The 25,403-nt window shown below is 47.6% G+C and carries 20 protein-coding genes; all 20 read left to right on the forward strand.

Annotation, left to right across the window (positions count from 1 at the left end; all coding sequences use genetic code 11):
- The first annotated feature begins 105 nt into the window (after positions 1 to 105).
- The 20 genes from bshC to sigE all read left to right on the forward strand — a co-directional run bounded on the left by bshC (position 106) and on the right by sigE (position 25,309).
- Positions 106 to 1,737 carry a bacillithiol biosynthesis cysteine-adding enzyme BshC gene (bshC, locus tag BMW94_RS10835; RefSeq protein WP_090998180.1) on the forward strand — a complete coding sequence of 544 codons (1,632 nt, stop codon included), beginning with the start codon at positions 106 to 108 and terminating at the stop codon, positions 1,735 to 1,737.
- Between the two features lie 45 nt (positions 1,738 to 1,782).
- Complete coding sequence (locus BMW94_RS10840) at positions 1,783 to 3,048, forward strand: adenosylhomocysteinase (RefSeq protein ID WP_090998183.1); 1,266 nt, start codon at positions 1,783 to 1,785, stop codon at positions 3,046 to 3,048.
- A gap of 275 nt (positions 3,049 to 3,323) precedes the next feature.
- Positions 3,324 to 3,761: a division/cell wall cluster transcriptional repressor MraZ gene (gene mraZ, locus BMW94_RS10845; protein ID WP_017687291.1), complete on the forward strand. Its 438-nt coding sequence runs from the start codon at positions 3,324 to 3,326 to the stop codon at positions 3,759 to 3,761.
- 18 nt (positions 3,762 to 3,779) lie between these two features.
- Entirely contained in the window at positions 3,780 to 4,730 is a 951-nt protein-coding gene (rsmH, locus tag BMW94_RS10850; RefSeq protein WP_090998186.1) for a 16S rRNA (cytosine(1402)-N(4))-methyltransferase RsmH, read from the forward strand.
- A gap of 26 nt (positions 4,731 to 4,756) precedes the next feature.
- Positions 4,757 to 5,185 (forward strand): hypothetical protein, encoded by a 429-nt coding sequence (locus tag BMW94_RS10855; RefSeq protein ID WP_090998188.1) that lies wholly within the window; start codon positions 4,757 to 4,759, stop codon positions 5,183 to 5,185.
- 50 nt (positions 5,186 to 5,235) lie between these two features.
- A complete protein-coding gene (locus BMW94_RS10860; protein ID WP_090998191.1) occupies positions 5,236 to 7,566 on the forward strand; it encodes a penicillin-binding transpeptidase domain-containing protein in 2,331 nt (776 codons plus the stop codon).
- Between the two features lie 93 nt (positions 7,567 to 7,659).
- Positions 7,660 to 9,624 (forward strand): stage V sporulation protein D, encoded by a 1,965-nt coding sequence (locus BMW94_RS10865; protein WP_090998194.1) that lies wholly within the window; start codon positions 7,660 to 7,662, stop codon positions 9,622 to 9,624.
- A 130-nt stretch (positions 9,625 to 9,754) separates the two neighbouring features.
- Positions 9,755 to 11,242, forward strand: a complete 1,488-nt coding sequence (locus BMW94_RS10870; RefSeq protein ID WP_090998197.1) for a UDP-N-acetylmuramoyl-L-alanyl-D-glutamate--2,6-diaminopimelate ligase — start codon at positions 9,755 to 9,757, stop codon at positions 11,240 to 11,242.
- Positions 11,242 to 12,654 (forward strand): UDP-N-acetylmuramoyl-tripeptide--D-alanyl-D-alanine ligase, encoded by a 1,413-nt coding sequence (murF, locus tag BMW94_RS10875; protein WP_090998489.1) that lies wholly within the window; start codon positions 11,242 to 11,244, stop codon positions 12,652 to 12,654. Before BMW94_RS10870 ends, murF begins: the two co-directional genes overlap by 1 nt.
- A 12-nt stretch (positions 12,655 to 12,666) precedes the next feature.
- Complete coding sequence (gene mraY / locus BMW94_RS10880) at positions 12,667 to 13,635, forward strand: phospho-N-acetylmuramoyl-pentapeptide-transferase (protein WP_090998200.1); 969 nt, start codon at positions 12,667 to 12,669, stop codon at positions 13,633 to 13,635.
- Between the two features lie 3 nt (positions 13,636 to 13,638).
- Entirely contained in the window at positions 13,639 to 15,060 is a 1,422-nt protein-coding gene (gene murD, locus BMW94_RS10885) for a UDP-N-acetylmuramoyl-L-alanine--D-glutamate ligase (RefSeq protein ID WP_090998203.1), read from the forward strand.
- Between the two features lie 48 nt (positions 15,061 to 15,108).
- Positions 15,109 to 16,206: a stage V sporulation protein E gene (spoVE, locus tag BMW94_RS10890; protein ID WP_090998206.1), complete on the forward strand. Its 1,098-nt coding sequence runs from the start codon at positions 15,109 to 15,111 to the stop codon at positions 16,204 to 16,206.
- 7 nt (positions 16,207 to 16,213) lie between these two features.
- Entirely contained in the window at positions 16,214 to 17,323 is a 1,110-nt protein-coding gene (murG, locus tag BMW94_RS10895; protein WP_090998210.1) for an undecaprenyldiphospho-muramoylpentapeptide beta-N-acetylglucosaminyltransferase, read from the forward strand.
- 148 nt (positions 17,324 to 17,471) lie between these two features.
- Positions 17,472 to 18,377, forward strand: coding sequence for a UDP-N-acetylmuramate dehydrogenase (murB, locus tag BMW94_RS10900; protein ID WP_090998213.1), 906 nt, complete (start codon positions 17,472 to 17,474; stop codon positions 18,375 to 18,377).
- Between the two features lie 17 nt (positions 18,378 to 18,394).
- Complete coding sequence (murA, locus tag BMW94_RS10905; RefSeq protein ID WP_053781219.1) at positions 18,395 to 19,678, forward strand: UDP-N-acetylglucosamine 1-carboxyvinyltransferase; 1,284 nt, start codon at positions 18,395 to 18,397, stop codon at positions 19,676 to 19,678.
- A 58-nt stretch (positions 19,679 to 19,736) separates the two neighbouring features.
- Positions 19,737 to 20,504 carry a cell division protein FtsQ/DivIB gene (locus BMW94_RS10910; RefSeq protein WP_090998216.1) on the forward strand — a complete coding sequence of 256 codons (768 nt, stop codon included), beginning with the start codon at positions 19,737 to 19,739 and terminating at the stop codon, positions 20,502 to 20,504.
- A 293-nt stretch (positions 20,505 to 20,797) separates the two neighbouring features.
- On the forward strand, positions 20,798 to 22,078 hold the full coding sequence (gene ftsA, locus BMW94_RS10915; RefSeq protein WP_090998219.1) for a cell division protein FtsA: 1,281 nt from the start codon (positions 20,798 to 20,800) through the stop codon (positions 22,076 to 22,078).
- 150 nt (positions 22,079 to 22,228) lie between these two features.
- A complete protein-coding gene (ftsZ, locus tag BMW94_RS10920) occupies positions 22,229 to 23,341 on the forward strand; it encodes a cell division protein FtsZ (protein WP_063566980.1) in 1,113 nt (370 codons plus the stop codon).
- Between the two features lie 253 nt (positions 23,342 to 23,594).
- Positions 23,595 to 24,575, forward strand: coding sequence for a sigma-E processing peptidase SpoIIGA (gene spoIIGA / locus BMW94_RS10925; RefSeq protein WP_063567038.1), 981 nt, complete (start codon positions 23,595 to 23,597; stop codon positions 24,573 to 24,575).
- Positions 24,576 to 24,586: 11 nt separating this feature from the next.
- Entirely contained in the window at positions 24,587 to 25,309 is a 723-nt protein-coding gene (gene sigE / locus BMW94_RS10930) for an RNA polymerase sporulation sigma factor SigE (protein ID WP_017687308.1), read from the forward strand.
- Positions 25,310 to 25,403 lie beyond the last annotated feature (94 nt).

The following is a 25,403-nucleotide window of genomic DNA, read 5'->3' on the forward strand; positions in this document are numbered from 1 at the left end:
TGTTCGGCGGTTTTTTATTTTTTGATGCACTTTCTTTTGACGAAAAGGGCTCTCATTCGGTACAATCAAGAAAGGCTCTTTGAAGCAGAATAGGAGGCAGACCTCATGAAAGGTATTACCGAGGCACTCCGCAGCGGAACGCGACTTGCAGAAGACTATGTCTGTTCAAGGGATGCTGCGCGTGGCCTTTACGAGTATGACATTCGCTGGGAATCGGGGCTTCATACGCGTGCCGAGTGGCTTGACCAATCGGAGAACACACGTATTCCTCGTCAACGTCTGGCAGAGTATCTACGTATATATAATAAACGTGTGAACGATCATGGTGCAGTCCATGAATCCATCACACGTCTCGCGGAACAAGATGCTTTGGTTGTTACGGGAGGGCAGCAAAGCGGCCTGCTTACAGGTCCGTTGTTTGTCATTTACAAAGCAGCAAGTGTAGTTGCAGCTGCGCGGGAAGCGGAGAACAGGCTACAGCGGCCGGTCGTTCCCGTTTTTTGGATTGCAGGTGAAGACCATGACTGGGATGAAGTCAACCACACATACTTGCCTGACGCCAGCGGGGACTTGACGAAAATCAAGTTACAAGGGCGGTTTGCTGGCAGGGATTCCGTGAGTAATGTTCATGTGGAAACGGAACAATGGATAACCGTGTTAGAGCAGGTGGAGCATCTGTTACCAGATACGGTGCACAAACCAGGGTTAATGAAGCTGGTTACAGAGATCCATCAGTCGAGTTCAAACCTGAGTGATGCGTTTGCACGGTTAATCTCAGCGTTGTTTGGCAGCAGTGGACTTATTCTGATGGATGCTGCAGATCCAGACTTGCGCAGACTTGAACAGCCTGTATTTGAACGCTTGATTCGTGAAAATGGGACATTACGCCAAGCTTATGCACAAGGTGCCTCCGTATTGGAACATGCGGGATATGCCATGCCTGCTGAAGTCGCTGAAGATGGGGCCAATCTGTTTTACATACATGAAGGAGCACGGTTGCTTCTGATGTTGAAAGACGGCTTGTACGGCGACCGTAAAGGTCTGGTTTCATTTACAGAAGAGCGACTGCTTCAGGAACTGGCTGAACATCCCGAGTGTTTTAGCAATAATGTATTGACTCGGCCATTAATGCAGGATTCCATTTTACCCGTAGCGGCTGTTATCTTGGGTCAAGGTGAGATCGCATATTGGGGATTGACGCGTGAAGCGTTTGGCCGGTTCGGGTTGCAGATGCCCATTTTGCTTCCACGTCTGTCCTTCACCATTATGGAAGATGTTCATCACAAACATATGAAGCAGTACGGTCTTTCTTTCCAGGACGTTCAATATCATATGGAAGAAAAGAAGGAACAATGGCTGGCACAGCAGGAGACCTTCCAGGTCGATGAACAGTTCGAGCGCGTTCAGCAAGAATTTGCCGATCTATATCGTCCATTGCTTGATCAGATTGCAGAGATCCATCCTGGACTCGACCGAATTGGAGATACCAATGTAGGCAAGATCAACGAACAGATTCAATATCTGCAAAAGCAAACCCACAAAGCCATCAAAGATAAACACAATGTGGGTCTAAGGCACTGGAACGGGATGCAAAACTCACTCTTTCCCATGAACAAACCGCAGGAACGAGTACATAACGTACTCTTTTATCTGAACCGTTATGGAACGGAGTGGATTGGACAACTGATTGAAAGTCAGAACGAATTCCGTGGACAACACCAAGTGATCACATTGTAGTGACCTTTTATAATAGAAGGAATAGATAATCGAGGAGGATGAGGAATGACTACCCCTGCATTGCAAAATAGTATCGTTAAGGATATGGGACTCGCTTCGGAAGGTCATCTGAAAATTGACTGGGTAGAAGCACATATGCCGGTGTTGAACCGCATTCGTCGCCAATTTGAACAGGATCTTCCGTTTAAAGGCTTGAAAGTAGCCATTTGCCTTCACCTTGAGGCCAAAACAGCTTACCTGGCAAAAGTCATACAAGCTGGTGGCGCAGAAGTGACGATTACACACAGCAACCCATTGTCAACGCAGGACGATGTTTGTGCTGCTCTGGTGGAAGACGGCGTTACGGTGTATGCCAAACATAATCCTGACCCTGTAGAGTTCAAGGAACTGCAACTCCGCGCACTTGAAGTAAAACCTGATCTGATTATTGATGATGGTGGAGATTTTGCCACTATAATTGCATCTGAACGTCCTGATCTCGCTGCCACGATTCGTGGCGGAGCAGAGGAAACGACAACGGGCATCATTCGTCTGAAAGCTTTGGCGAAAGAAGGACAATTGCGTTTCCCAATGGTTGCAGTCAATGACGCTTATTGCAAATACTTGTTTGATAACCGTTACGGTACAGGTCAGTCTGCATTCGATGGGATCATCCGTACAACTAATTTGGTCATTGCAGGAAAGAACGTAGTTGTAGCGGGTTACGGATGGTGTGGTAAAGGTGTGGCAATGCGTGCCAAAGGCCTCGGAGCAAATGTTATTGTAACGGAAATTGATCCTATTAAAGCCGTAGAAGCACATATGGACGGATTCCGTGTCATGACGATGGTGGAAGCTGCAAAATTGGGTGATTTCTTCATTGCTGTTACGGGAAATAAAGATGTGATCACTGGAGAGCATTACGACGTGATGAAGGATGGAGCAATCCTTAGCAACGCGGGTCACTTTGACGTGGAAGTAAACAAACCTGAACTGGCTAAACGTTCCGATTCGATTCGTACCGTACGCCGCAACATTGAAGAATATCGCTTCAAAGATGGCCGTAAGATGTATTTGCTGGCTGAAGGACGTCTCGTAAACCTGGGTGCAGCCGATGGACACCCTGCTGAGATTATGGATACAACGTTTGCATTGCAAGCGCTGGGTCTGCGTTATGTGAGCGAGAACTATGCGGAACTAGGTAAAACCGTTGTTAATGTACCTTATGATATTGACCAACAGGTTGCCAGCTACAAACTGGAAAGCTTGAATATTGCCATCGACTCCTTGTCGGCTGAGCAGGAAAAATATCTGGATAGCTGGAAATTCTAAAAGGCATCCATTAATTACAAGCTGATTAAGTGCTTCAAAGGGTTTAAAATGGTTTATTAATGATATGGCTCATATGCGGGTGTACGTGCGATTGCCCGTAAACGGGAAACGTCTTTGATCCTGAGTGACAGGATCAAAGACGTTTTTTTGCGGTTGTGAAATTAAAAAAAGTAAAGCCCGTAAGAAGGGTTTTGATTTTTTTGTGCGAATCTATTATGCTTAGGTGGTGGAAAGTGGGGCAAAGTGGGAGAAACGGGTGAGGAGTGAGTGGGCCAATGTTTATGGGGGAGTTCCAACATAGCATTGATGACAAGGGTCGGGTTATTATTCCGGCTAAATTCCGCGAATCTCTGGGACCGTCTTTCGTTGTCACACGGGGTTTGGACCAGTGTCTTTTCGTGTACCCCATGGAGGAGTGGGGGGTCATGGAACAGAAGCTCAAAGCACTGCCATTGATGAAATCCGATGCACGTGCGTTTACACGGTTTTTTTTCTCGGGTGCCACCGAATGTGAATTGGACAAACAGGGCAGGGTAAATTTGCCGGGCAATCTTAGAGAGTATGCCAAGCTGGACAAGGATTGCGTTGTTCTTGGCGTGTCGAACCGGGTGGAGATTTGGAGCAAAGGCATATGGGAGAGTTATTTCAATCAATCCGAAGAAGCATTCAACGACATTGCCGAAAAGCTGGTCGATTTTAATTTTGATCTATAAAGTCAGGAGGGGTGCAGGTTGTTTCACCACATAACCGTACTCAAAGAAGAGGCAACAGAGGGATTAAACATCAAGCAGGACGGTATATACGTGGACTGCACTTTAGGCGGTGGCGGACATAGCTCCGTGATTGCATCCAAGCTCGGTCCAGGGGGACGTCTGATCGCACTGGATCAGGATGATTGGGCTTTGGATAACGCGCGTGGAAAATTGGCTCCATATGGAGAGCGGATTACATTGGTGAAAACCAATTTCCGTGATCTCGAACAGGTACTGAAAGAACTGGATCTACCGATGAAAGATGGCGTGCCACAGGTAGATGGTATTTTGTACGATTTAGGGGTATCATCGCCGCAATTCGACGAAGGAGAACGTGGATTTAGCTACAATCACGATGCTCCGTTGGATATGCGTATGGATCAGGACGCATCCCTTACCGCCAAAGAGATTGTTAACGAATGGCCGGAAGAGGAGATTGCCCGCATTTTGTATCGCTATGGTGAAGAGAAATTCTCTAGACGAATTGCTCGTGTCATTGTTGAAAAAAGAAAGCAGTCCACCATTGAGACTACTGGCGAACTGGTGGAATTGATCAAAGAAGGGATTCCGGCGGCGGCTCGTCGTACCGGAGGACATCCTGCAAAACGCAGCTTCCAGGCATTGCGAATTGCGGTTAATGATGAGCTGGGCGCGTTCGAAGAAGCGTTACATCAGGCCGTTCGGTGCTTGGCACCAGGCGGACGTGTATCTGTTATTACTTTTCACTCACTTGAGGACCGAATTTGCAAACAGATTTTTAGCAGTTATCTGGAGAAATGTACATGCCCTCCCGATTTTCCGTTGTGTGTTTGCGGCGGTAAGGGTACCATGCGTTTAGTGAACAGAAAGCCGCTGATTCCAACGGAAACGGAACTGGCCGAAAACTCCCGTGCTCGTTCAGCGAAGCTGCGCGTAGCCGAGAAACTGTAAATCAAGAGCGGAGGAGGAGCCTTTGTATGGCATATACACGTGGTAATCTGGCAGTGAAAGAAAAAGCGTCCCAAGAACGTGTGACCCATCAGCGGTACAAGGAAACCACCAAAGTGGTGACCCGTCGTACCGGTCTTCCGGCACGTGAGAAATTTTTGTATCTGATTACTGTGGTTGCAGTCATTGTTGTGGGTGGTGTAATGATGTCGCGTTACGCTCACATCTATGAGCTGAATAAACAGGCACAGACGACGTTGTCTGATGTAAGAGAAGCAGAGAAAACGATTGCAGATCTGCAAGTGGAAAAAGAAAAACTGAACAATCTGGTCATCGAGAATGCTCGCAAACTTGGTTATGTTGAGGCTTCTGGTAAGGATGTTATTTTTGTGCCTCGCTCAACAAGTACAACGAACTCGACAGGTACTGAATCGTCCTCGGATACAGCAAATAAGTAGAACATTTTGGTTCAATCCATACAAAGTGCTGAAGCAAAAGAGGTGTACCGATGGTAAAAAGAATAAAGATGCGCACGCTGCTTATAGGGGGATGTATTACCCTCTTTTTTCTTGTATTAATAACCCGTATCTTTTTTATTCAGGTTGTTAATGGCGGTATTTGGCAGGAGCGAGCAGCGGGTTTGGTCGAACGTGAACAAACCATCAAGGCTAGTCGTGGGACAATCACAGACCGCAATGGTAACATCTTGGCGACGGATGCACCTGCTTACACGGTGTCTGTAAACCCAGAGATGATTAACAAGCTTGGAATTGAAGATGTGGTTATTGACAAATTATCTAGTTTATTGGGTAAAAGCGAAAGTGAAATGCGCGCACTAGTAACAGCGAAAAAGGAAGATGGGACATTCTTTCAACAACGTGAAGTGCGCAGTGAAGGGTATAAAATTAGCCCTGAACTGGCTGCTAAGGTAGACGAATTTCGCGAAAAACTGCAGGATGATTACAAGGCTAAAAACGCGATTGTCATGACACAGGAGTCGAAGCGATATTATCCGGAAGAAACGCTCGCCTCTCACCTGCTGGGATACATGAGCCGTGATGGCAAGGCTGTTAACGGACTTGAGGTCTCGTATGATGAACAGCTTACAGGTACAGATGGTTATCTGAACTATCAGAAGGACGCCAAAGGGTACAAGCTGCCTGACTCCCAGGACAACTATCTACCACCGCAGAATGGAAGCAATTTGAAGCTGACGATTGATGATACAATTCAGTACTACATCGAAGATGCAATGAAAGAAGCGGTAGCCCAGTACAATCCACTGAGCATGACTGTCATTGCAGCAGATCCTAACACGATGGAAATCTTAGGAATGGCCAATTGGCCAACCTTTAATCCTAATACGTATGGGGAAACGCCGGATCAGAAAAATTTTATTAATCATGCGATACAATCCATCTATGAACCAGGGTCTACTTTTAAAATTGTTACTTTGGCGGGTGCGGTTGAAGAGAAGCTGTTTGATCCGAATGCTACATTTGAATCCAAGCGGATCTATATTGGTGGCTATCCAATCAGTGATAACGGTCATGCCTATGGCCGAATTTCCTACTTGGAAGGTGTCAAACGTTCAAGTAACATTGCGTTTGTTAATTTGGGCTATAACATGCTTGGCGGTGAACGTTTGCGTCATTACATAGACCAGTTCGGTTTTGGTAAAAAGACGGGCATTGATCTGCCGAGTGAATCAGCTTCACCAATCAAGCCGCTGGTTTATAAATCGGAAATTGCCACAGCAGCATATGGCCATGGTCTTGTACAGGTAACGCCAATCCAGCAGGTAGCAGCCATTTCAGCCATTGCCAACGGCGGCAAACTCATGGAACCGCATCTGGTAAAGGAAATTATTAACCCGAATGACGGTACAACAGAAGTAATCAAGCCGAAGGTCGTTCGTCAGGTCATTTCCAAGGAGTCTTCCAAACTGGTGAGCGGGTATCTGGAACAGGTTGTAGCCGACCAAACGATTGGTACAGGGCGCAATGCGTATATAGAAGGATATCGTGTGGCAGGTAAAACGGGTACAGCAAGAAAAGTTGTGAACGGGACATACAGCAAATCCAAAGACGTCGTTTCGTTTATCGGATTTGCACCTGTAAATAATCCTAAAATCGCGATGCTGATTGTGATTGACCAGCCTGATGGTTCCAATATTGGCGGAGGTACTGCAGCTGCTCCGGTATTCAAGAAAATTGTGAGCCAGACTCTTCAGTACATGGGAGTTCCCAAAGATACAGTAAAGACCACTGACAAAAAGTCAAAAACAACGCCGATCGTTCAAGCTAAAGCTCCTGATCTGTCAGGTAAGACAGCTAAACAGGCTAGAAGCCAACTTTTGAACGCAGGCATTGCCTATGAGACGCTTGGTCAGGGTGAAAATGTCATTCGCCAATATCCTGTGGCGGGTGCAGCCATGAATCCTGGCCAAAGAATCTACCTGTTGACCGAAGAGAGCAGCAAGATGAAGATCCCTGATCTGTCTGGCGAATCTCTACGAGATGCACTTGAAGTGCTCTCCCTCATGAAAGTGGGCGTGACCGTTAAAGGTGAAGGATATGTGGTGAAGCAAACGGAGCAGGTGGCAGGCGAACAGAGAACGGTTGAGCTTGTGCTGCAGACGGCCAAAGCGGCAGTTACCGGTATAGCAGATGAAGCTCCCGAGTCTTCTGATCCAGCATTAGGGGACGAGCCTAACAATCAGGGAGCAGCTGATGGCACGGGGAACACCGAAGAAACGGGCAAAATGGATACTACAAATCCACCTTCAAATGAGACAAAATCGTCTGCCAACACATCGGACGAGGGTTCGCTTCCATAGAGATCACTGACAGCTTGTTCTAACCCCCGGTTGTCCTGAATATTCATGAATGGAACACAATCATGATTTTGGGACGAGTGGGGGGATCTTTTCGTGAAGGGATCAAGCGTAAATCTGCGGCGCAGGCTGTTATGGAGTTTAATGATTTTAGTTCTGTTATTCTCAGCCTTGGTGATGAGGCTTGCTTATGTACAGTTAGGGAAAGGACCGGAACTATCTGCGAAAGCGGAAGAGTCTTGGCGGCGGAATATTCCTTATTCAGCCAAACGGGGAGAGATCCTGGATCGAAATGGAACCTCTCTCGCCTACAATATAACCACACCAACCATTATGGCGATTCCTGCTCAGGTCAAGGAAGCGGAGACGACAGCAAGAGCACTGGCTCCTTTGCTGGGGATGACCGAAGAGAAAGTGCTGGCAACCATCAAGAAAAGAGAACTAATTGTACGACTACAACCCGGTGGCCGCAAAATTACGATGGAGAAAGCTCAGCACATCCGTGATTTGAAGCTTCCGGGTATCGTTGTTGCTGAGGATAATAAACGCTTTTATCCTTATGATGATCTGGCAGCTCATATTCTTGGTTTCACGGGCATTGATAATCAAGGCTTAACGGGTGTAGAGAAAAAGTATGATGATAAGCTGAACGGTTTGAATGGCAGTGTGTCCTACTTGTCCGATGCGGCCGGAAGGCTTATGCCGGGCTCATCTGAGAAGTATGTGGAACCGAAGGATGGTCTGAACCTGAAGCTGACTATTGATAAATCGATTCAGTCCATCATGGAACGCGAGCTGGATCAGGCTATGGTCAAGTTCCAGGCCAACTCGGCGCTTGCCATTGCAATGAACCCTAAGACGGGTGAAATCCTTGGCATGGCCAGTAGACCCGGATACGAACCAGCTGATTATCAGCAATATCCGGCCGATGTATACAACCGGAATTTACCGATCTGGATGACGTATGAACCTGGTTCAACGTTTAAAATTATTACGCTCGCAGCAGCACTTGAAGAGAAAAAAGTAAACCTGACGCAGGATCAGTTCTATGATCCCGGATTTGTTGAAGTTGGTGGCGCTCGCCTGCGTTGCTGGAAAAAGGGCGGCCATGGAAGTCAGACCTTCCTCCAAGTTGTGGAGAACTCCTGCAACCCTGGATTTGTTGCACTGGGTCAGAGGCTGGGCAAAGAATCATTATTCTCCTATATTAAAGACTTTGGATTCGGCACCAAAACAGGCATCGATCTAAGTGGTGAGGCCAGCGGAATTTTGTTTAAACTGTCACGGGTCGGACCTGTGGAGCTTGCGACCACTGCTTTTGGTCAAGGGGTATCCGTTACACCGATTCAGCAAGTAGCGGCTGTGTCAGCAGCTATTAATGGTGGTAAACTATACAAGCCATATGTTACAAAGGCTTGGGTTCATCCCAAAACGGGTGAAGTGATGGAAGAGGCCAAGCCGGAACTGGTTCGTCAAGTCATCTCGGAAGATACGTCCAAGCAAGTGCGTGAAGCACTAGAGAGTGTCGTTGCCAAGGGTACGGGACGTCCGGCGTTTATTGATGGTTACCGGGTTGGCGGCAAAACGGGTACAGCCCAGAAGGTAATCAATGGACGTTATTCTTCTACTGAGCATATTGTATCCTTTATCGGTTTTGCTCCGGCGGATGATCCGCAGATTGTTGTGTATACGGCGGTGGATAACCCGAAAGGGATTCAGTTCGGCGGCGTGGTTGCCGCACCGATCGTACAGAACATTCTGGAGGATGCGTTGCATTATATGAATGTTCCGGTTCGGAAGGATCAGGTAGCCAAAGAATACAAGTATGGAGAGACCAAAATCGTGACGGTTCCCGATCTGACAGGAGCAACGGTCGAAGACCTGTATGAAGATCTGAATATGAACTTTATGCTGGCCAAATCCGGCAGTGGGAAATATGTCATTAACCAGGCTCCAAAGCCAGGAGCACGGGTTGATCAGGGTTCTACCATACGCATCTATATGGGTGATGTTCTGAATGATATTCATGATCACACCAAGGAGGAAGGACAAGAGCCCTGATGGGGCTCTTGATCTCCACCGCAACAAAATGCACTGAGTTGCGTTTCATTAATTGGCTGTGTTGACGATATTAATGATTACAGAGAACTGTTGAAATTGAAGTAAACTTGGAAAAAGTGAGGTTATTCATGTGCTTTTAAAACAATTTTCATCAATGCTGACAACCGCCCGTATCATTGGCGAACCAAATACAGAATGTCAAAACCTACAGACAGATTCTCGCCAGGTACGACCGGGAGATCTGTTTATCTGTCTTCCAGGACATACCGTTGACGGACATGACTATGCTGAGAAGGCTGTAAATGCTGGAGCTGTTGCACTGGTTGTGGAACGAGAGCTGGATCTGCCTGTTCCGCAGCTGCTCGTAAAAGACAGCCGTTTCGCTATGGCAGTACTGGCTGATTCCTTTTTTGACTCACCAAGCCGCAAGATGAATATGATTGGTGTAACGGGAACCAACGGAAAAACAACGACTACTTATTTAATAGAAAAAATCATGAGTGACTTTGGTCAAAAAACAGGATTAATCGGGACCATTCAAATGCGCTATGACGGACGCACGTATCCGATGTCAGGTACTACACCGGAAGCACTTGATCTACAGCGCAGTCTGAATGACATGGTCCAAGCGGGCACGGACTGTTGTGTTATGGAAGTTTCCTCCCACGCTTTGGAGCAAGGTCGGGTGAAGGGAACGGAATTCCGTACGGCTGTATTTACCAATTTGACGCAGGATCATCTGGATTACCATCATTCCATGGAAGAATATCGCGGAGCCAAAGGGCTGTTTTTTGCACGGTTGGGTAACGGATATAACACAGATGCTTCCAAGCGCAAATTTGCAGTGATCAACGCAGATGATCCCGCTGCAGCCTATTTTATATCTGTAACGGCAGCTGAAGTCATTACATACGGCATGGAGAAAAATGCGGATGTACGCGCATCCCAAATTTCAATTACCTCGCAAGGTACTTCTTTCCATGTAGATACATTCAGAGGCAGCACCGATATTCGTTTACGCATGGTAGGAAAATTCAATGTGTACAACGCAATGGCTGCCATCGCAGCTGCTCTGGTTGAAGGCATTCCGCTGGAGGAGATCAAACGTAGCTTGGAGACGGTACCCGGCGTAGATGGACGTGTTGAGGCTGTTGACGAAGGGCAATCGTTTGCTGTCATTGTTGACTACGCTCATACTCCAGATGGCCTGGAGAACGTATTGCGGACGGTGAAGGAGTTTGCTGAAGGACGTGTAATCTGCGTATTTGGATGTGGTGGTGACCGAGATCGCACGAAGCGGCCCCTAATGGGCAAAATTGCAGCGAAGTATAGCGATATCGTATTTGTTACTTCCGATAATCCGCGGACAGAAGATCCCGATCTGATTCTCAAGGATATTGAACAAGGTTTGATTGAAGATGCCATTCAACCTGATCGTTATACGATGATTGTGGATCGGCGCCAGGCGATTCATGAAGCTATTGAAATGGCAAGCCCTGCCGATGTAGTATTGATTGCGGGTAAGGGGCATGAGACCTATCAAATTATCGGTACTACCAAGACGGACTTTGACGATCGGATCATAGCGAAAGAAGCGATAAGGGGCAAATCCAATTGATAAAAAGAACATTGGCACAATTGGCCGAGATGTGTGGAGGAACACTAACTGACGTTGCTGCTTATGGTGATGTTGTTGTCGAAGGTGTATTTACAGATTCGCGTAAGCCCGTGCAAGGCAGTCTCTTTATCCCGCTTGTTGGCGAAAGGTTTGACGGACATGAATTTGTGCAAACCTGTGTAGAGAAGGGCGCTGCCGGAGCATTATGGCAAAAGGATCATGGAGCTGCACCTCAAGGTGCTGTGATTATTGTGGAGGATACCCTGGTTGCATTGCAGGAGCTTGCGTCCTCCTATTTAAGAGAAAACAAGGCCTCCGTTGTAGGCATTACAGGCAGCAATGGAAAGACAACAACAAAGGACATTGTGGATGCTATTCTGTCTACCACGTTCAAAGTGCATAAGACCCAAGGCAACTTCAATAACCATATTGGTTTGCCGCTTACTGTACTTAGCATGGAACCGGACACTGAGATCGTAATTCTGGAGATGGGCATGAGCGGCCGAGGGGAGATTGAAGAATTATCTTTAATTGCCCAGCCGGATGTCGCGATCATCACGAATATTGGTGAATCCCATCTACTTCAACTGGGATCTCGATTGGAGATTGCTCGGGCAAAAGTTGAAATTGCTGCTGGCATGAAACCAGGTGGATTGCTGATCTACAACGGAGACGAACCGTTGATTGAGCAGGTTCTGGCAGAGCCGGCGACTAAGCTGCCTGAAGGACTTCAGCGGTATACATTTGGCTTGCAAACAGATAACGATGATTATCCTACCGGAATGATGAATGCACAGAGTGGGGTCGCGTTTACAACCAAGCAGTCTGGAGAGGGTGCTCTTACACTGCCATTATTGGGAACACATAATGTGGTCAACTCTCTTGCTGCATTAGCGGTTGCCCGTCATTTTGGAGTGGCTGCTGAACAGATTGCAGCAGGACTGTCACGTCTGAAATTAACCGGCATGCGCATCGAGATAATTCATGGTGTCAGTGGTTTGACCATGCTGAATGATGCGTACAACGCTAGTCCAACCTCCATGAAAGCCGCTGTGGACGTGCTGGAGGGCCTCAAGGGGTATCGGATCAAAGTAGCCGTGCTCGGTGATATGCTAGAACTGGGGCCTCAGGAGCATGAGCTCCATCGGGGAATCGGTGAATATATCACACCCGACAAAATGAATATGGTGCTGGCTTATGGCCCTTTATCTGCGAGTATCGCAGAAGGAGCAAGACAAAACATGCCAGCGGAAGCCGTACACACTTTTGAAAGCAAGGAAGAATTGACCCGATATCTACTGGAGAATCTCCATTCCAGAGATGTTGTCTTGTTTAAGGCCTCCCGCGGCATGAAGCTGGAGGAAGTGGTCGAAGCGCTAAAAATAGCTCCATTACAGAATAGAGTAGACTAGAGGGGTGAACCCATGGATTTTCAGGTATTACTGTTAACAATCGGTGTTTCATTTATTTTGGCGGTGATTGCTGCACCGCTCTTGATTCCGTTGCTGCGTCGAATGAAGTTCGGACAGCAGGTTCGGGAAGATGGGCCACAGAGCCATCTGAAAAAAAGCGGAACACCTACAATGGGCGGAGTAGTTATTTTACTCGCGTTTACATTGGCCTTTTTGAAATTTTCAGCGGTCAAAAATACGGACTTTTACGTCCTGCTGGTGGCTACACTGGGCTTCGGTCTGATCGGTTTTCTGGATGATTACATCAAGATTGTATTCAAACGTTCACTGGGGCTGACGGCTAAACAAAAGATGATTGGTCAGTTGTTCTTCAGTGCCGTGATGTGCTACTTGCTGATCCAAAATGGCCACAGCACAGCCATATCAATTCCAGGTACATCAGTATCCTTCGACTGGACGGGATGGTTTTACTATCCGTTTGTCGTATTCATGATGCTTGCCATCACAAATGCAGTTAACTTTACCGATGGTCTGGACGGCTTGCTGTCCGGCGTGAGCGCCATTGCATTTGGGGCATTTGCCATTGTGGCGATGCAGGCAACATCCATGCCAGCAGCAGTATGTGCGGCGGCGATGATTGGTGCGGTACTTGGATTCCTGGTATATAACGCACATCCGGCCAAGGTGTTTATGGGAGATACAGGCTCACTCGGCATTGGTGGTGCGATTGGTGCCGTCGCGATTGTGACGAAGACAGAACTTCTTTTTGTCATCATTGGCGGTATTTTCGTCATCGAAATCCTGTCTGTCATTATTCAAGTGGTATCATTCAAAACTCGTGGCAAACGCGTATTCAAAATGAGCCCGATTCATCATCATTTTGAACTGAGTGGCTGGTCGGAATGGCGAGTTGTCATTACTTTTTGGGCGTTAGGTGCCATTTTGGCCGCTCTTGGACTTTATCTCAACAAGGGGTTGTAAACAATGAATCATCCTGAATCATATCGTGGGCAACAAGTGGTCGTGCTTGGACTGGCCAAGAGCGGCGTGCAGGTCGCCAAAGTGCTGGATCGTGCCGGCGCAATCGTTACAGTTAATGATAAAAAAGAGAGAGAACAGTGTCCCGAAGCATCCGAATTGGAGGCTTTGGGAATTTCTGTTGTATGCGGGGGACATCCGGACGATCTGATTCATCCTGATGTGAAGCTTGTAGTCAAAAATCCGGGCATTCCTTATCAGGCGCCTCCTGTGCAACAGGCACTTGCCTTAGGCATAGAAGTGGTGACTGAGGTGGAGGTAGCTTACCATCTATGCGCTGCGCCTATGATCGGGATCACTGGCTCTAACGGGAAAACGACCACAACAACGTGGGTAGGCAACATGTTGGAGCTTGCCGGTTTGAAACCTATCGTTGCCGGTAATATTGGAACGCCTTTGTGTGAGGCGGCAGAGCAGGCTTCTGCGGATAACTGGATGGTGGTGGAGCTTAGCAGTTTCCAACTGAAAGGCACATCCGATTTCCGTCCGCGCATTGCCAGCTTGCTAAACGTGGCGGAGACTCATTTGGATTACCATGGGGATATGGATGATTATGTGGCTTCCAAAGCCAAATTGTTCTCCAACCAGCAACCGGATGATATAGCTATCCTGAACTGGGATGATCCGGTATGCCGTGGACTGGTTCCTTATATCAAAGCAAAACTGCTCCCATTCTCGCTGACAGAGAAGCTTGAAGCAGGGGTATATGCCGATCCTCCATACGTGGATGGGGAAGAGGATGATGTGAAGCGCCAGGTGATCTATGCAGACGGTGAGGGCAACCATCATGTCATTATTGATGTGGAAGACATCGGAATACCAGGACGATTTAATGTGGGAAATGCCTTGGCAGCAGTAGCTATTGCTGTATCCGCTGGAGCCGATCCATCTGTGCTTGCTGCCCCTCTAGCTGACTTCAAGGGGGTTGAACACCGTCTTGAGTATGTACTTGAACATAATGGAGCTAACTATTACAACAATTCCAAAGCGACTAACTCCAAAGCAACCGTAATGGCTTTGAACTCATTCAAGGAACCGGTTGTGCTCATTGCCGGCGGACTGGATCGTGGATCAGACATGATGGAATTGCTGCCATTGTTCCAGGAGCGGGTAAAAGCTGTGGTTGCTCTTGGAGAGACACGGGAGAAAATTGCCAAGGTCGCGGAACTGGCTGGATTAAAGCAAATTAAGGTCGTCGATAATGAGGAGGACGCTGCCCGGACGTTAACCGCTGCCGTGCAGGAAGCCTCACAGTTTGCAGCTCCAGGTGATGTGGTCTTGTTATCACCGGCGTGTGCAAGCTGGGACATGTTTGCTTCCTATGAAGAGCGGGGACGCATTTTTAAAGAGGCGGCGCATAACTTGTAAGTAGGGGGGTGGAAAAGCCCCTACTTCCATGCAAGGGGTGGCCTCCTGATGAAACAGACGCGACCGGCGCCGGATTTCTGGCTCCTAATTTGTATTCTGGCATTGCTTGCCATCGGCATTATTATGGTATACAGTGCGGGCTCGGTGCTTGCTTTTCATGACTACGGTGATTCATTTTACTTTGTCAAAAGACAGTTGCTGTTCGCCGGACTTGGACTTGCTGCCATGTTTGTTACGGCAAATGTGGACTACCGGGTCTGGAGAAAGTATGCCAAGCCTATATTGATTGCCTGTTTTATCATGCTGATTGCGGTGCTGATTCCTGGCATCGGAGTAGTTCGCGGAGGGGCACGAAGCTGGTTGGGCATTGGCTCATTCGGCATACAGCCCTCAGAATTCATGAAACTGGGTATGATCCTGTTTCTGGCTCACTGGTTAAGCAAAGAACCCGGCAAAATCAAAACGTTCACGACGGGGCTTCTGCCACCGCTCGGTTTGATCGGTTTGGCCTTTGGCATTATTATGCTTCAGCCCGATTTGGGGACAGGCACGGTTATGATGGGTGCTTCAATGCTCATTATTTTCACAGCAGGAGCACGGATGAAACATCTATCACTGCTTGCTCTCGGCGGTATAGCAGGGTTTGCCGGACTGATTGCGGCAGCTCCTTACAGATTGCAGCGAATAACGGCTTTTTTGGACCCGTGGTCTGATCCACTTGGTGCCGGATATCAGATTATTCAATCTTTATATGCGATCGGCCCTGGAGGACTTGCGGGCTTGGGGCTGGGTATGAGTCGACAAAAATACAGCTACGTACCCGAGCCACAAACAGATTTTATTTTTTCCATTTTGGCAGAAGAGCTAGGCTTCATTGGTGGAATGATTGTATTATTGCTGTTTCTGGTCCTGGTGTGGAGAGGGATGCGCGTAGCGATGACGGTACCGGATGCTTTTGGCAGCCTTCTGGCCGTAGGCATTGTGGGTATGGTGGCTGTGCAGGTCATTATCAACATTGGTGTCGTGATCGGGCTTATGCCGGTTACGGGGATTACACTCCCACTTATCAGCTATGGCGGTTCATCTCTGACCTTGATGTTGACAGCGTTAGGCATATTATTGAACTTATCCCGTTATGCGAGGTGAATGTACGATGCGAGTCGTTCTAAGCGGCGGCGGTACCGGTGGGCATATTTATCCGGCTGTTGCTATAGCAAGGCAATGTGAGGCGGAGAATCCCGACTCGACATTTTTATATATCGGTGGTACCCGTGGACTCGAAAGCAAACTGGTGCCACAAGAAAATATTCCGTTTCAATCGATTGACATTACAGGTTTTCGCCGGAAATTGTCCTTTGACAACGTGAAGACTGTGATGAGATTTCTGCAAGGTGTACGCAAAGCCAAGAAAATGCTCAAGGAATTCAAACCCGATGTTGTCATCGGTACGGGGGGCTATGTGTGTGGGCCTGTTGTGTATGCAGCAGCCAAACTTGGTATTCCAAGTGTTATTCATGAGCAGAATGCCATTCCCGGATTAACGAACAAGTTCCTTACCCGGTATGTAGATACGGTAGCTGTTAGTTTTGAAGGTTCGGAGAAAGCATTCTCTGGAGCCAAAAGGGTTGTGTATACTGGCAATCCAAGGGCTACAACGGTAGCCCAAGCTAGCCGCGATCGTGGGTTTGCGACACTGGGTGTACCCATGGACAGCCGAGTTGTTCTGGTGGTCGGTGGTAGCCGTGGTGCAAAAGCCATTAATAAAGCCATGGTGGATATGGCACCGATGCTGGCCAAGCTTGAAGATGTGCACGTGGTCTACGTGACAGGTGATTCTTATTTTGATGAAACGCGTGAAGCGATCCGCAGTTCTCTTGGAACGATGCCAAATCATCTGCATGTGCTGCCCTACGTGCACAACATGCCCGAGGTACTTGCATGCACGTCGCTGATCGTGAATCGTGCAGGGGCATCATTCCTTGCCGAGATTACATCTCTCGGTATTCCATCCATCCTGATTCCGTCACCTAACGTGACGAATAATCATCAGGAGGCAAATGCTCGTACACTTGAGGGTGGCGGTGCATCGCTTACGATGCTGGAGAAGGATCTGACAGGCCAGGCGTTATATAAAGCGATTGCTGGAATTATGAATGACGAAGCGGCGCGCAAAAGGATGGCACAAGCCTCCCGGAAACTGGGGAAACCTGATGCAGCCGAGGTGCTTGTGAGCGAGATTCGGCGTCTTGCTGTAGGGCGTTAAAGTGCGTTTTGGGCGATTGTCACACACACGGCGGGACTGACATAAGATACCCTATAAATCGTGACAATCGTTCCATGGCGCCGCAACACGGCCTGCAGCAACGAAAACTGCCGTGCTCATCGGTTTTGAAGTAAAGGAGGATGTTAATATGCAGCAGTGGATATCGTTACTATCCCAGAACAATGTCGGCAAAGTTCTTGAAAACGAGCCGCTAGCCAAATACACCACATGGAAGATCGGCGGTCCTGCAGATGCGCTGGTCATACCGGAAAACAAGGAGCAGATGGTCAATCTCATCCAATTGCTGCACAAGCATCAGATCCCATGGATGCAGCTTGGACGGGGTTCAAACATGCTGGTCGCTGACAAGGGAATACGCGGAGTTGTCGTGAAACCGGGAGAAGGCTTTGATTATGCCGAGTTTCACGAGGGCGGGGTAACCGCCGGAGCAGCACATTCCTTTGTTAAACTCAGCGTTGTTGCTGCAAAGAAAGAGTGGACCGGTTTGGAATTTGGCAGCGGCATCCCCGGAACGGTCGGCGGAGCCGTATATATGAACGCGGGTGCTCATGGATCGGATGTGTCACGGATATTTCAATCCGCTGAGATTGTACTGGAGACAGGGGAATTGGTACGTTACAGCAAGGAGGACATGGAATTTGCCTATCGCCACTCTGTTCTGCATGACCGGAGAGGCATCGTGCTGGAAGCTACATTTGCACTCCAGCAGGGAGAACGCAAAGTCATTTCGGAATCGATGGCGGCTTATAAAGACCGTAGACGCCGTACACAGCCACTGCAGATGGCGTGTGCTGGCAGCGTGTTCCGGAATCCACCTGGTGATCATGCCGCCCGCCTGATTGAAGCAGCGGGGTTAAAGGGTATGACACAGGGGGGTGCACAGGTATCCACCATGCATGCCAATTTCATTGTCAATACAGGCCAAGCAACAGCAGAGGACGTTATCACCCTAATGCAGCAGATTCAGAACACTATATCATCTCAAAACGGTATTAACCTGGTACCGGAAGTCTTCGTAGTGGGTGAACGGTAAACCCCGGAGGTGATACATTGGACAAATTGGTGATTGAAGGCGGGAAACCCCTCTCAGGATCCATACGCATCCATGGAGCAAAAAATGCCGCTTTACCGATCATGGCCGCAAGTTTGTTGGCAGACGGAGAAGTTACGCTGCATAACGTTCCACACTTGCTGGACATTGAAGTGATGCTGTATATCCTGGAACGACTTGGATGCACGTGTCGGCATGAACAGGGAACAGTGACGATTGATACGTCGTCCATCCGGTCATATGATGTGCCTGAGGATCTCATGAAGCAGATGCGTTCTTCCATTTTTTTGATGGGTCCATTGCTGGCTAAGTTTGGGCAAGTATCCGTGTACCAGCCAGGTGGCTGTGCCATTGGGGAACGTAAAATTGATCTTCACCTTCGGGGCCTGGAGGCGCTCGGAGCTTCGATTGAAGAACTGGATCAGCAGATCATATGCCGCGGGCGCAAGCTGGTGGGTACAGACATTCATCTGGACTTCCCAAGTGTAGGAGCCACAGAAAATATTATGATGGCTGCCGTTACGGCTGAAGGTACAACTACAATATTTAATGCAGCCAGAGAACCAGAAATACAGGATCTGCAACATTTTTTGAATGCAATGGGTGCACGAATTATCGGTGCTGGAACGGACACGATTACTATTAATGGTGTGGAGAAACTCAAGCCTTGCTCGTACGAAATTATACCTGATCGGATCGTTGCAGGAACGGTGATGATTGCAGCCGCAGCAACGAGAGGGAATGTAACGCTTACACACTGCAATCCGGCCCATCTTACTTCCCTTATACATGTGTTGAAGCGTACTGGTGTTCAAATCACAGTCTGCAATGATATAATGACGGTGAGCTGTATGAGCCGTCCCAAATCAGTAGACCGCATTGTGACTTCTCCGTATCCTTCATTTCCAACAGACCTGCAGTCGCAAATTATGGTGCTGCTCAGTCTGGCAGACGGTTTTAGTGTGATGAAGGAAACGGTATTCGAGGGTCGGTTCAAACATGTGGATGAGCTGAATGTCATGGGAGCCGATATTTCGGTAGACCTGAATGCAGCATTTATCCGTGGCGTTCCCCGTTTGTATGGGGCTACAGTGGAAGCAACCGATCTGCGTGCAGGTGCAGCACTAGTCATTGCTGGCCTTGCTGCCCAGGGAAAAACGGTTGTGGAGCAAGTGCATCATATTGATAGAGGGTACGATCGTATCGAGAAGCTCTTTCAGAGTCTTGGAGCTTCGGTTGAGCGACAGTCCCCCGTTTCGAAGCAGCTGGATTTTGCCAATTAACGTCCTTTGAGTCCCCTTCTTAAGGGAAGGGGGCCGGAGGCTTTGTGGAGCGCGACCTATGCCTAAAAGTCAAATTCCGGTTCTGAAGAAGAATCGGCCCAAACGAAACACAAGCCGTAAAATTGTTTTAATTCTCTTACTCCTTTTTATTGTATTACTTGCTGTACTTTTTTTTCGTTCTTCGATGAGTCGGATTTCGGCAATTGAGATTACGGGTAATGTATACACAACGACTTCAGAACTGCTGGAGAAAAGCGGTCTGAAGGAAGGCGAACAGTTTTTTGGGACAACCTCGGCTGAGGTGATTGAGCGACTGAAAACGATCAAGGCTATATCGACCGTAACTGTGGATAAACAATTCCCTGGGACTATTCTTATCAAGGTTCAGGAATATCCAACGGTTGCGTATGAACTTGGTTCTGACGGTACGCTAAAAGCCATACTGGCAAGCGGGACAAGCTTAACGGTTCCTGCCACCATTGGGGTAGCCGTAGAGAAACCGATTTTGACCCAGTGGAAGGCGGATGACCCGCTCAAGGCCAAGCTCAGTGAAGCGTTGGCCAAGATCCCGAATGAACTAACAACGGATATATCAGAGATTATTCCGAATCCTACACCATCATTCCCAGATCAGATTCGGATGTATACCAAGTCACAGTTTGAAGTGATTACAACCGTTTCTCTATTGTCCGATAAGGTAGAGTATCTCAACCAGGTCATTGAGACGGAACGGCCAGGGAAAATCACGATGCTGGAGGCCGACACGTACGTACCTTTCATTCCGGATAACCCGGAAGAAGATGCTGAACCAGGAGCAACTCCCTGATTTTCGCCTTTATTCGGTTGAGCTGTATTCAAAACCAGGCGGGATCGGGGTTTAGCCCCTTTTATCCAGTGAAAGTTGTTCTTTCTGAGACGAAGAAAAAATGATACACTTGAACTTATGGCACCTGAGTTGCCTCCTTCTTTTTTCTTCAAGGTTTTATGTCTCTCAACCAGATCTTGGCACCCAAAAAAATTGTAGAAAAAAGAGGGAAAGCCTAAAGTGTGTTGAATATGTTTTAAGAGTGTTTAAACCCGAACGTATTTTACTATTTGGAGTCAGGAGGTGCCACAGACTTGAGCAACAATGACATCATTGTTAGTTTGGACATCGGTACATCCAAAATTCGCGCTATTATTGGGGAAATGAATAATGGAACCTTTAATATTATTGGAGTTGGATCTGCCGACTCGGAGGGAATTCGCAAAGGTGTAATCGTAGATATCGATCAGACGGTGCAATCGATCCGCAATGCAGTGGATCATGCAGAACGTATGGTGGGTATTCAAATATCCGAAGTATATGTTGGAATCTCGGGAAATCATATCGGACTGATGAGCAGTCACGGCGTCGTGGCAGTGTCTAACGAGGATCGTGAAATCGGAGAAGAAGACATGGAGCGGGTGTTGAAAGCAGCCGAAGTGATTGCGGTTCCACCGGAACGGGAAATTATTGATGTTGTAGCCAAGCAGTACGTTGTTGATGGCTTGGAGGGCATACAGGACCCCCGCGGTATGATTGGTGTTCGTCTGGAAGTAGAGGCGACCATCATTACGGGTGCAAAAACCGCGATACATAATCTTTTGCGCTGCGTGGAAAAAGCGGGTCTCAAAGTAAGTGATTTGGTACTTATGTCACTTGGAGCAGGTCAGTTGGCATTGTCCAAGGATGAAAAAACGATGGGTTCCGTGCTTGTTGATATTGGAGCAGGGGCTACTACCATTGCCATCTTTGAAGAAGACAGTCTCGTTGCAACTTCAACGCTGCCTATCGGCGGGGAGTTCGTAACGAATGACATTGCCTATGGTCTGCGTACATTAACAGATCAAGCCGAAAAGGTGAAACTGAAATATGGCTGCGCATGGCTGGATGATGCTGCTGCGGATGTCATGTTCAAAGTAACACGGATCGGCAGCAACGTAGACAAGGAATTCTCTCAAGAGGATCTGGCGGCTATTATTGAACCGAGGGTTCAGGAAATATTCCAGATGATTTCTCAAGAAGTGAAGCGTCTTGGTTACAATGATCTTCCTGGAGGTTATATACTAACGGGAGGTACGGTCTCTATGCCGGGTGTTCTGCAGGTAGCTCAGCATGAGCTTGCTGCTTCGGTACGAGTTGCGGTGCCGGATTATATCGGTGTGCGTGACCCTGGCTTCACGAGCGGAGTCGGCATTTTGCACAGTGTAATCCGCAGTTTGCGTATTCGTCCCTCGATCAACAACGGCGGTGGAAATAACAACAACAATAATAACAAAAAACCGACCAACCGTCCTAAGCCGAATGCGGCCCAGGAATCGGAGCAAAAACCAGGTCTGTTCGAACGGCTGAAAAATATGTTCAGCGAATTTATATAACAGGTTGAATCCATTTCATACAATTCTTGAAGCCGTTTGAATGCGCTGGTTCTAAAATAAACGCTTTCGTTCGTCGATATATGAAATTGATTCGGTTCAATCAAAAATTGGACGGGCCATCCATGCACATTGAGGGGGAGATGGAATAATATGTTGGAATTTGATTTCGAGATGGAGAGCTTGGCTCAAATTAAAGTCATCGGTGTAGGCGGCGGCGGAAGCAATGCAGTCAACCGTATGATCGAAAACGGTGTACAAGGTGTAGAATTTATTACGGTAAATACGGACGCTCAGGCGTTGCACCTCGCGAAATCCGAGCATAAATTGCAAATCGGTGATAAATTAACCCGTGGTCTTGGCGCTGGCGCCAACCCGGATGTAGGTAAAAAAGCAGCGGAAGAATCCCGCGACTTGATCATGAACACCTTGAAAGGTGCAGACATGGTATTTGTTACAGCGGGTATGGGCGGCGGTACGGGTACAGGTGCGGCTCCGGTTATTGCCGAAATCGCCAAAGAGTGCGGCGCACTTACCGTGGGTGTTGTAACACGCCCGTTCACATTTGAAGGACGTAAACGTTCCAGCCATGCAGAGCAAGGTATTGAAGCTCTCAAGGAAAAAGTGGACACGCTGATCGTCATTCCAAATGATCGTTTGCTTGAGATTGTAGACAAAAAGACCCCAATGCTTGAAGCGTTTCGTCAAGCAGATAATGTATTGCGTCAAGCGGTACAAGGTATCTCTGACTTGATCGCTGTACCGGGTCTGATCAACCTTGACTTTGCAGACGTCAAAACGATCATGCACGAGCGTGGATCTGCGCTGATGGGTATCGGTGAATCGACTGGCGAGAACCGTGCAGCTGAAGCAGCTCGTAAAGCCATCATGAGTCCTTTGCTGGAAACGTCCATCGAAGGTGCACGTGGTGTCATCATGAACATTACGGGTGGCATTAACCTGTCCCTGTATGAAGTCAATGAAGCAGCTGAGATTGTTACTTCAGCTTCCGATCCGGAAGTGAACATGATCTTTGGTGCCATCATTGATGAGGATCTGAAAGAGGAGATCAAGGTTACAGTTATCGCGACCGGATTTGAGGACAAGCCTGCTTCGCCTCCACCTGGACGCAAACCTGCTCCAGCAAGTGAGCCTGCGGATAACCGTTCGCCGAACCTGCGTCCTTTCGGAAATCAGCCGAGCAATGATCAGCTGGATATTCCGACATTTTTGCGCAATCGTTCACGCAATAATAACAACGATTAATACTCCAATAGATTTCAATGAAGACCCGGTACTCCTGATAGGAGTAACCGGGTCTTTTTGTTTTTTATTATCCTATCACATCGTATTGAACAAATTCTGAACAACGGGTTTGAGCAATTCCGACAAAAAAAGTTGGAACGATCCCCCCATGATTAGACAGACTTTGAAAAGTGAGCTCCTTATACTTGTGAATATGCTCATGAATATCGGGATAACGTTATTTCGATATGTTGCGCGCAGGCAGGTGAAGAATGTGGTTGTATATGTGGATCTTATTTTTTTGACGAACCTGTGTATTGACGGTGCACTCATCGGACTGACGGCCTGGATGCGAAAAACGAAGCTGGTCTGGTGGAGATGGTTGCTGTCCGCGATCGTGGGTGCGCTGTACGTAGTCATGATGTTTGTACCGGAGTTTGATTTTATGTTCACCTTTTTGATCAAGTTTGGATTGTCTCTGGTGATGCTGAGTATTGCATTTGGGTTTAAGGGTCTTCAGGCATTTATGAGGACCTTGGGTACCTTCTATGTAATCAATTTTGTCGCCGCAGGGGGAATTCTGGGTGTGCACTACATGCTGCAAAGCTCTGGGGAATTGTTCAACGGCATTTGGTTTACGGCATCAGGTGGAATGTCTTTTGATTTGAAAATTGCCTTTTGGTTCACGTTTGTCGTCTTTTTTGCCGTGCTTTTTCTATTCAAAGCCGTGCAGAGCTCGAAACGAAAAACAGACCGAATGACAACGTACTTGGGTAAAGTGGAGGTTTTTATTGATGATGTGACTATTTCTTGTACAGGCCTTCTGGATACAGGAAATCAACTCACAGACCCTCTTTCACGTATGCCCGTCATGGTAATGGAGGTATCGTTATGGCAAGACATGCTGCCTGCTGCATGGAAGGGCAGGTTGAAGGATGAGGCGCCGGACAACCTTATCATGGAGCTCGATCAGGAGGATTTCCACTGGCAGGATCGTTTAAGGCTTGTACCCTATCGAGGCATTAACAAAGGAACTGCGTTTATGCTGGCGATGAAGCCAGACCGGGTGAAGGTAACGATGGATGAGATGTGTTATGAGACGACAAAGGTATTAATAGGGTTGGACGGGGGCGTACTGTCATCCGATGGAAAATACCAGGCCGTGATTCACCCTGAGCTTGTGCAAGACGCTGCTTCTGCGCAGTCTACGGCTATCTCTGCGGGAGCAACAGAAAAGCCGCTGAATGTGGTATAGGAGGAACGTACATGCTTGTAAAATGGAAACTGGTGGCGCAGCTGCAGTACTATCGTTTATTATTTCTGCTTGGTTTGAAAAGTGAAGAGATTTATTATATCGGAGGCAGTGAGGCGCTACCGCCCCCATTAACACGTGAAGAAGAAGAATTTTTGTTGCAAAAGTTGTCTTCAGGGGATTCCGCTATCCGTGCCATGCTGATTGAACGGAACCTGCGACTGGTGGTATACATCGCACGCAAATTCGAAAATACAGGTATCAATATCGAGGATTTGGTCTCCATCGGTGCGATCGGGTTGATTAAAGCCGTTAATACATTTGACCCGGAAAAGAAAATTAAACTGGCAACCTATGCTTCCCGTTGTATCGAAAATGAAATTTTGATGTACCTGAGACGTAACAGTAAAATTCGTACAGAAGTTTCTTTTGATGAACCACTCAATATTGATTGGGATGGAAATGAACTATTATTATCCGATGTACTCGGTACAGAGAACGATACAATCTATCGGAATATCGAAGAACAGGTAGACCGGAAGCTTTTGCATAAAGCATTGGAAAAATTAACCGAGCGTGAGCGAATGATTATGGAGCTTCGTTTTGGCTTGACGGATGGGGAGGAAAAGACACAAAAAGATGTCGCTGATCTGCTTGGAATCTCCCAATCCTATATCTCTCGTCTCGAAAAAAGAATCATTAAAAGACTCCGCAAGGAGTTCAACAAGATGGTCTGAACAGGAGCATTTTTCATAATGGGTATTAATGGCAAGGATGCCAAGTGCGAATAAAATAGCCTGCCCCGGAGATAATGTACATTAATGTTTCTCC

It is taken from the genome of Paenibacillus sp. OK003 (genome assembly GCF_900109515.1).
GTDB classification, from domain to species: Bacteria; Bacillota; Bacilli; order Paenibacillales; family Paenibacillaceae; genus Paenibacillus; species Paenibacillus marchantiae.

Bases quoted from the DNA above. Each gene is read 5' to 3' on its own strand.
- bshC (WP_090998180.1), top strand. From the start codon at position 106: ATGAAAGGTATTACCGAGGCACTCCGCAGCGGAACGCGACTTGCAGAA.
- BMW94_RS10840 (WP_090998183.1), top strand. From the start codon at position 1,783: ATGACTACCCCTGCATTGCAAAATAGTATCGTTAAGGATATGGGACTC.
- mraZ (WP_017687291.1), top strand. From the start codon at position 3,324: ATGTTTATGGGGGAGTTCCAACATAGCATTGATGACAAGGGTCGGGTT.
- BMW94_RS10855 (WP_090998188.1), top strand. From the start codon at position 4,757: ATGGCATATACACGTGGTAATCTGGCAGTGAAAGAAAAAGCGTCCCAA.
- BMW94_RS10860 (WP_090998191.1), top strand. From the start codon at position 5,236: ATGGTAAAAAGAATAAAGATGCGCACGCTGCTTATAGGGGGATGTATT.
- mraY (WP_090998200.1), top strand. From the start codon at position 12,667: ATGGATTTTCAGGTATTACTGTTAACAATCGGTGTTTCATTTATTTTG.
- murD (WP_090998203.1), top strand. From the start codon at position 13,639: ATGAATCATCCTGAATCATATCGTGGGCAACAAGTGGTCGTGCTTGGA.
- spoVE (WP_090998206.1), top strand. From the start codon at position 15,109: ATGAAACAGACGCGACCGGCGCCGGATTTCTGGCTCCTAATTTGTATT.
- murG (WP_090998210.1), top strand. From the start codon at position 16,214: ATGCGAGTCGTTCTAAGCGGCGGCGGTACCGGTGGGCATATTTATCCG.
- murB (WP_090998213.1), top strand. From the start codon at position 17,472: ATGCAGCAGTGGATATCGTTACTATCCCAGAACAATGTCGGCAAAGTT.
- BMW94_RS10910 (WP_090998216.1), top strand. From the start codon at position 19,737: ATGCCTAAAAGTCAAATTCCGGTTCTGAAGAAGAATCGGCCCAAACGA.
- ftsZ (WP_063566980.1), top strand. From the start codon at position 22,229: ATGTTGGAATTTGATTTCGAGATGGAGAGCTTGGCTCAAATTAAAGTC.
- sigE (WP_017687308.1), top strand. From the start codon at position 24,587: ATGCTTGTAAAATGGAAACTGGTGGCGCAGCTGCAGTACTATCGTTTA.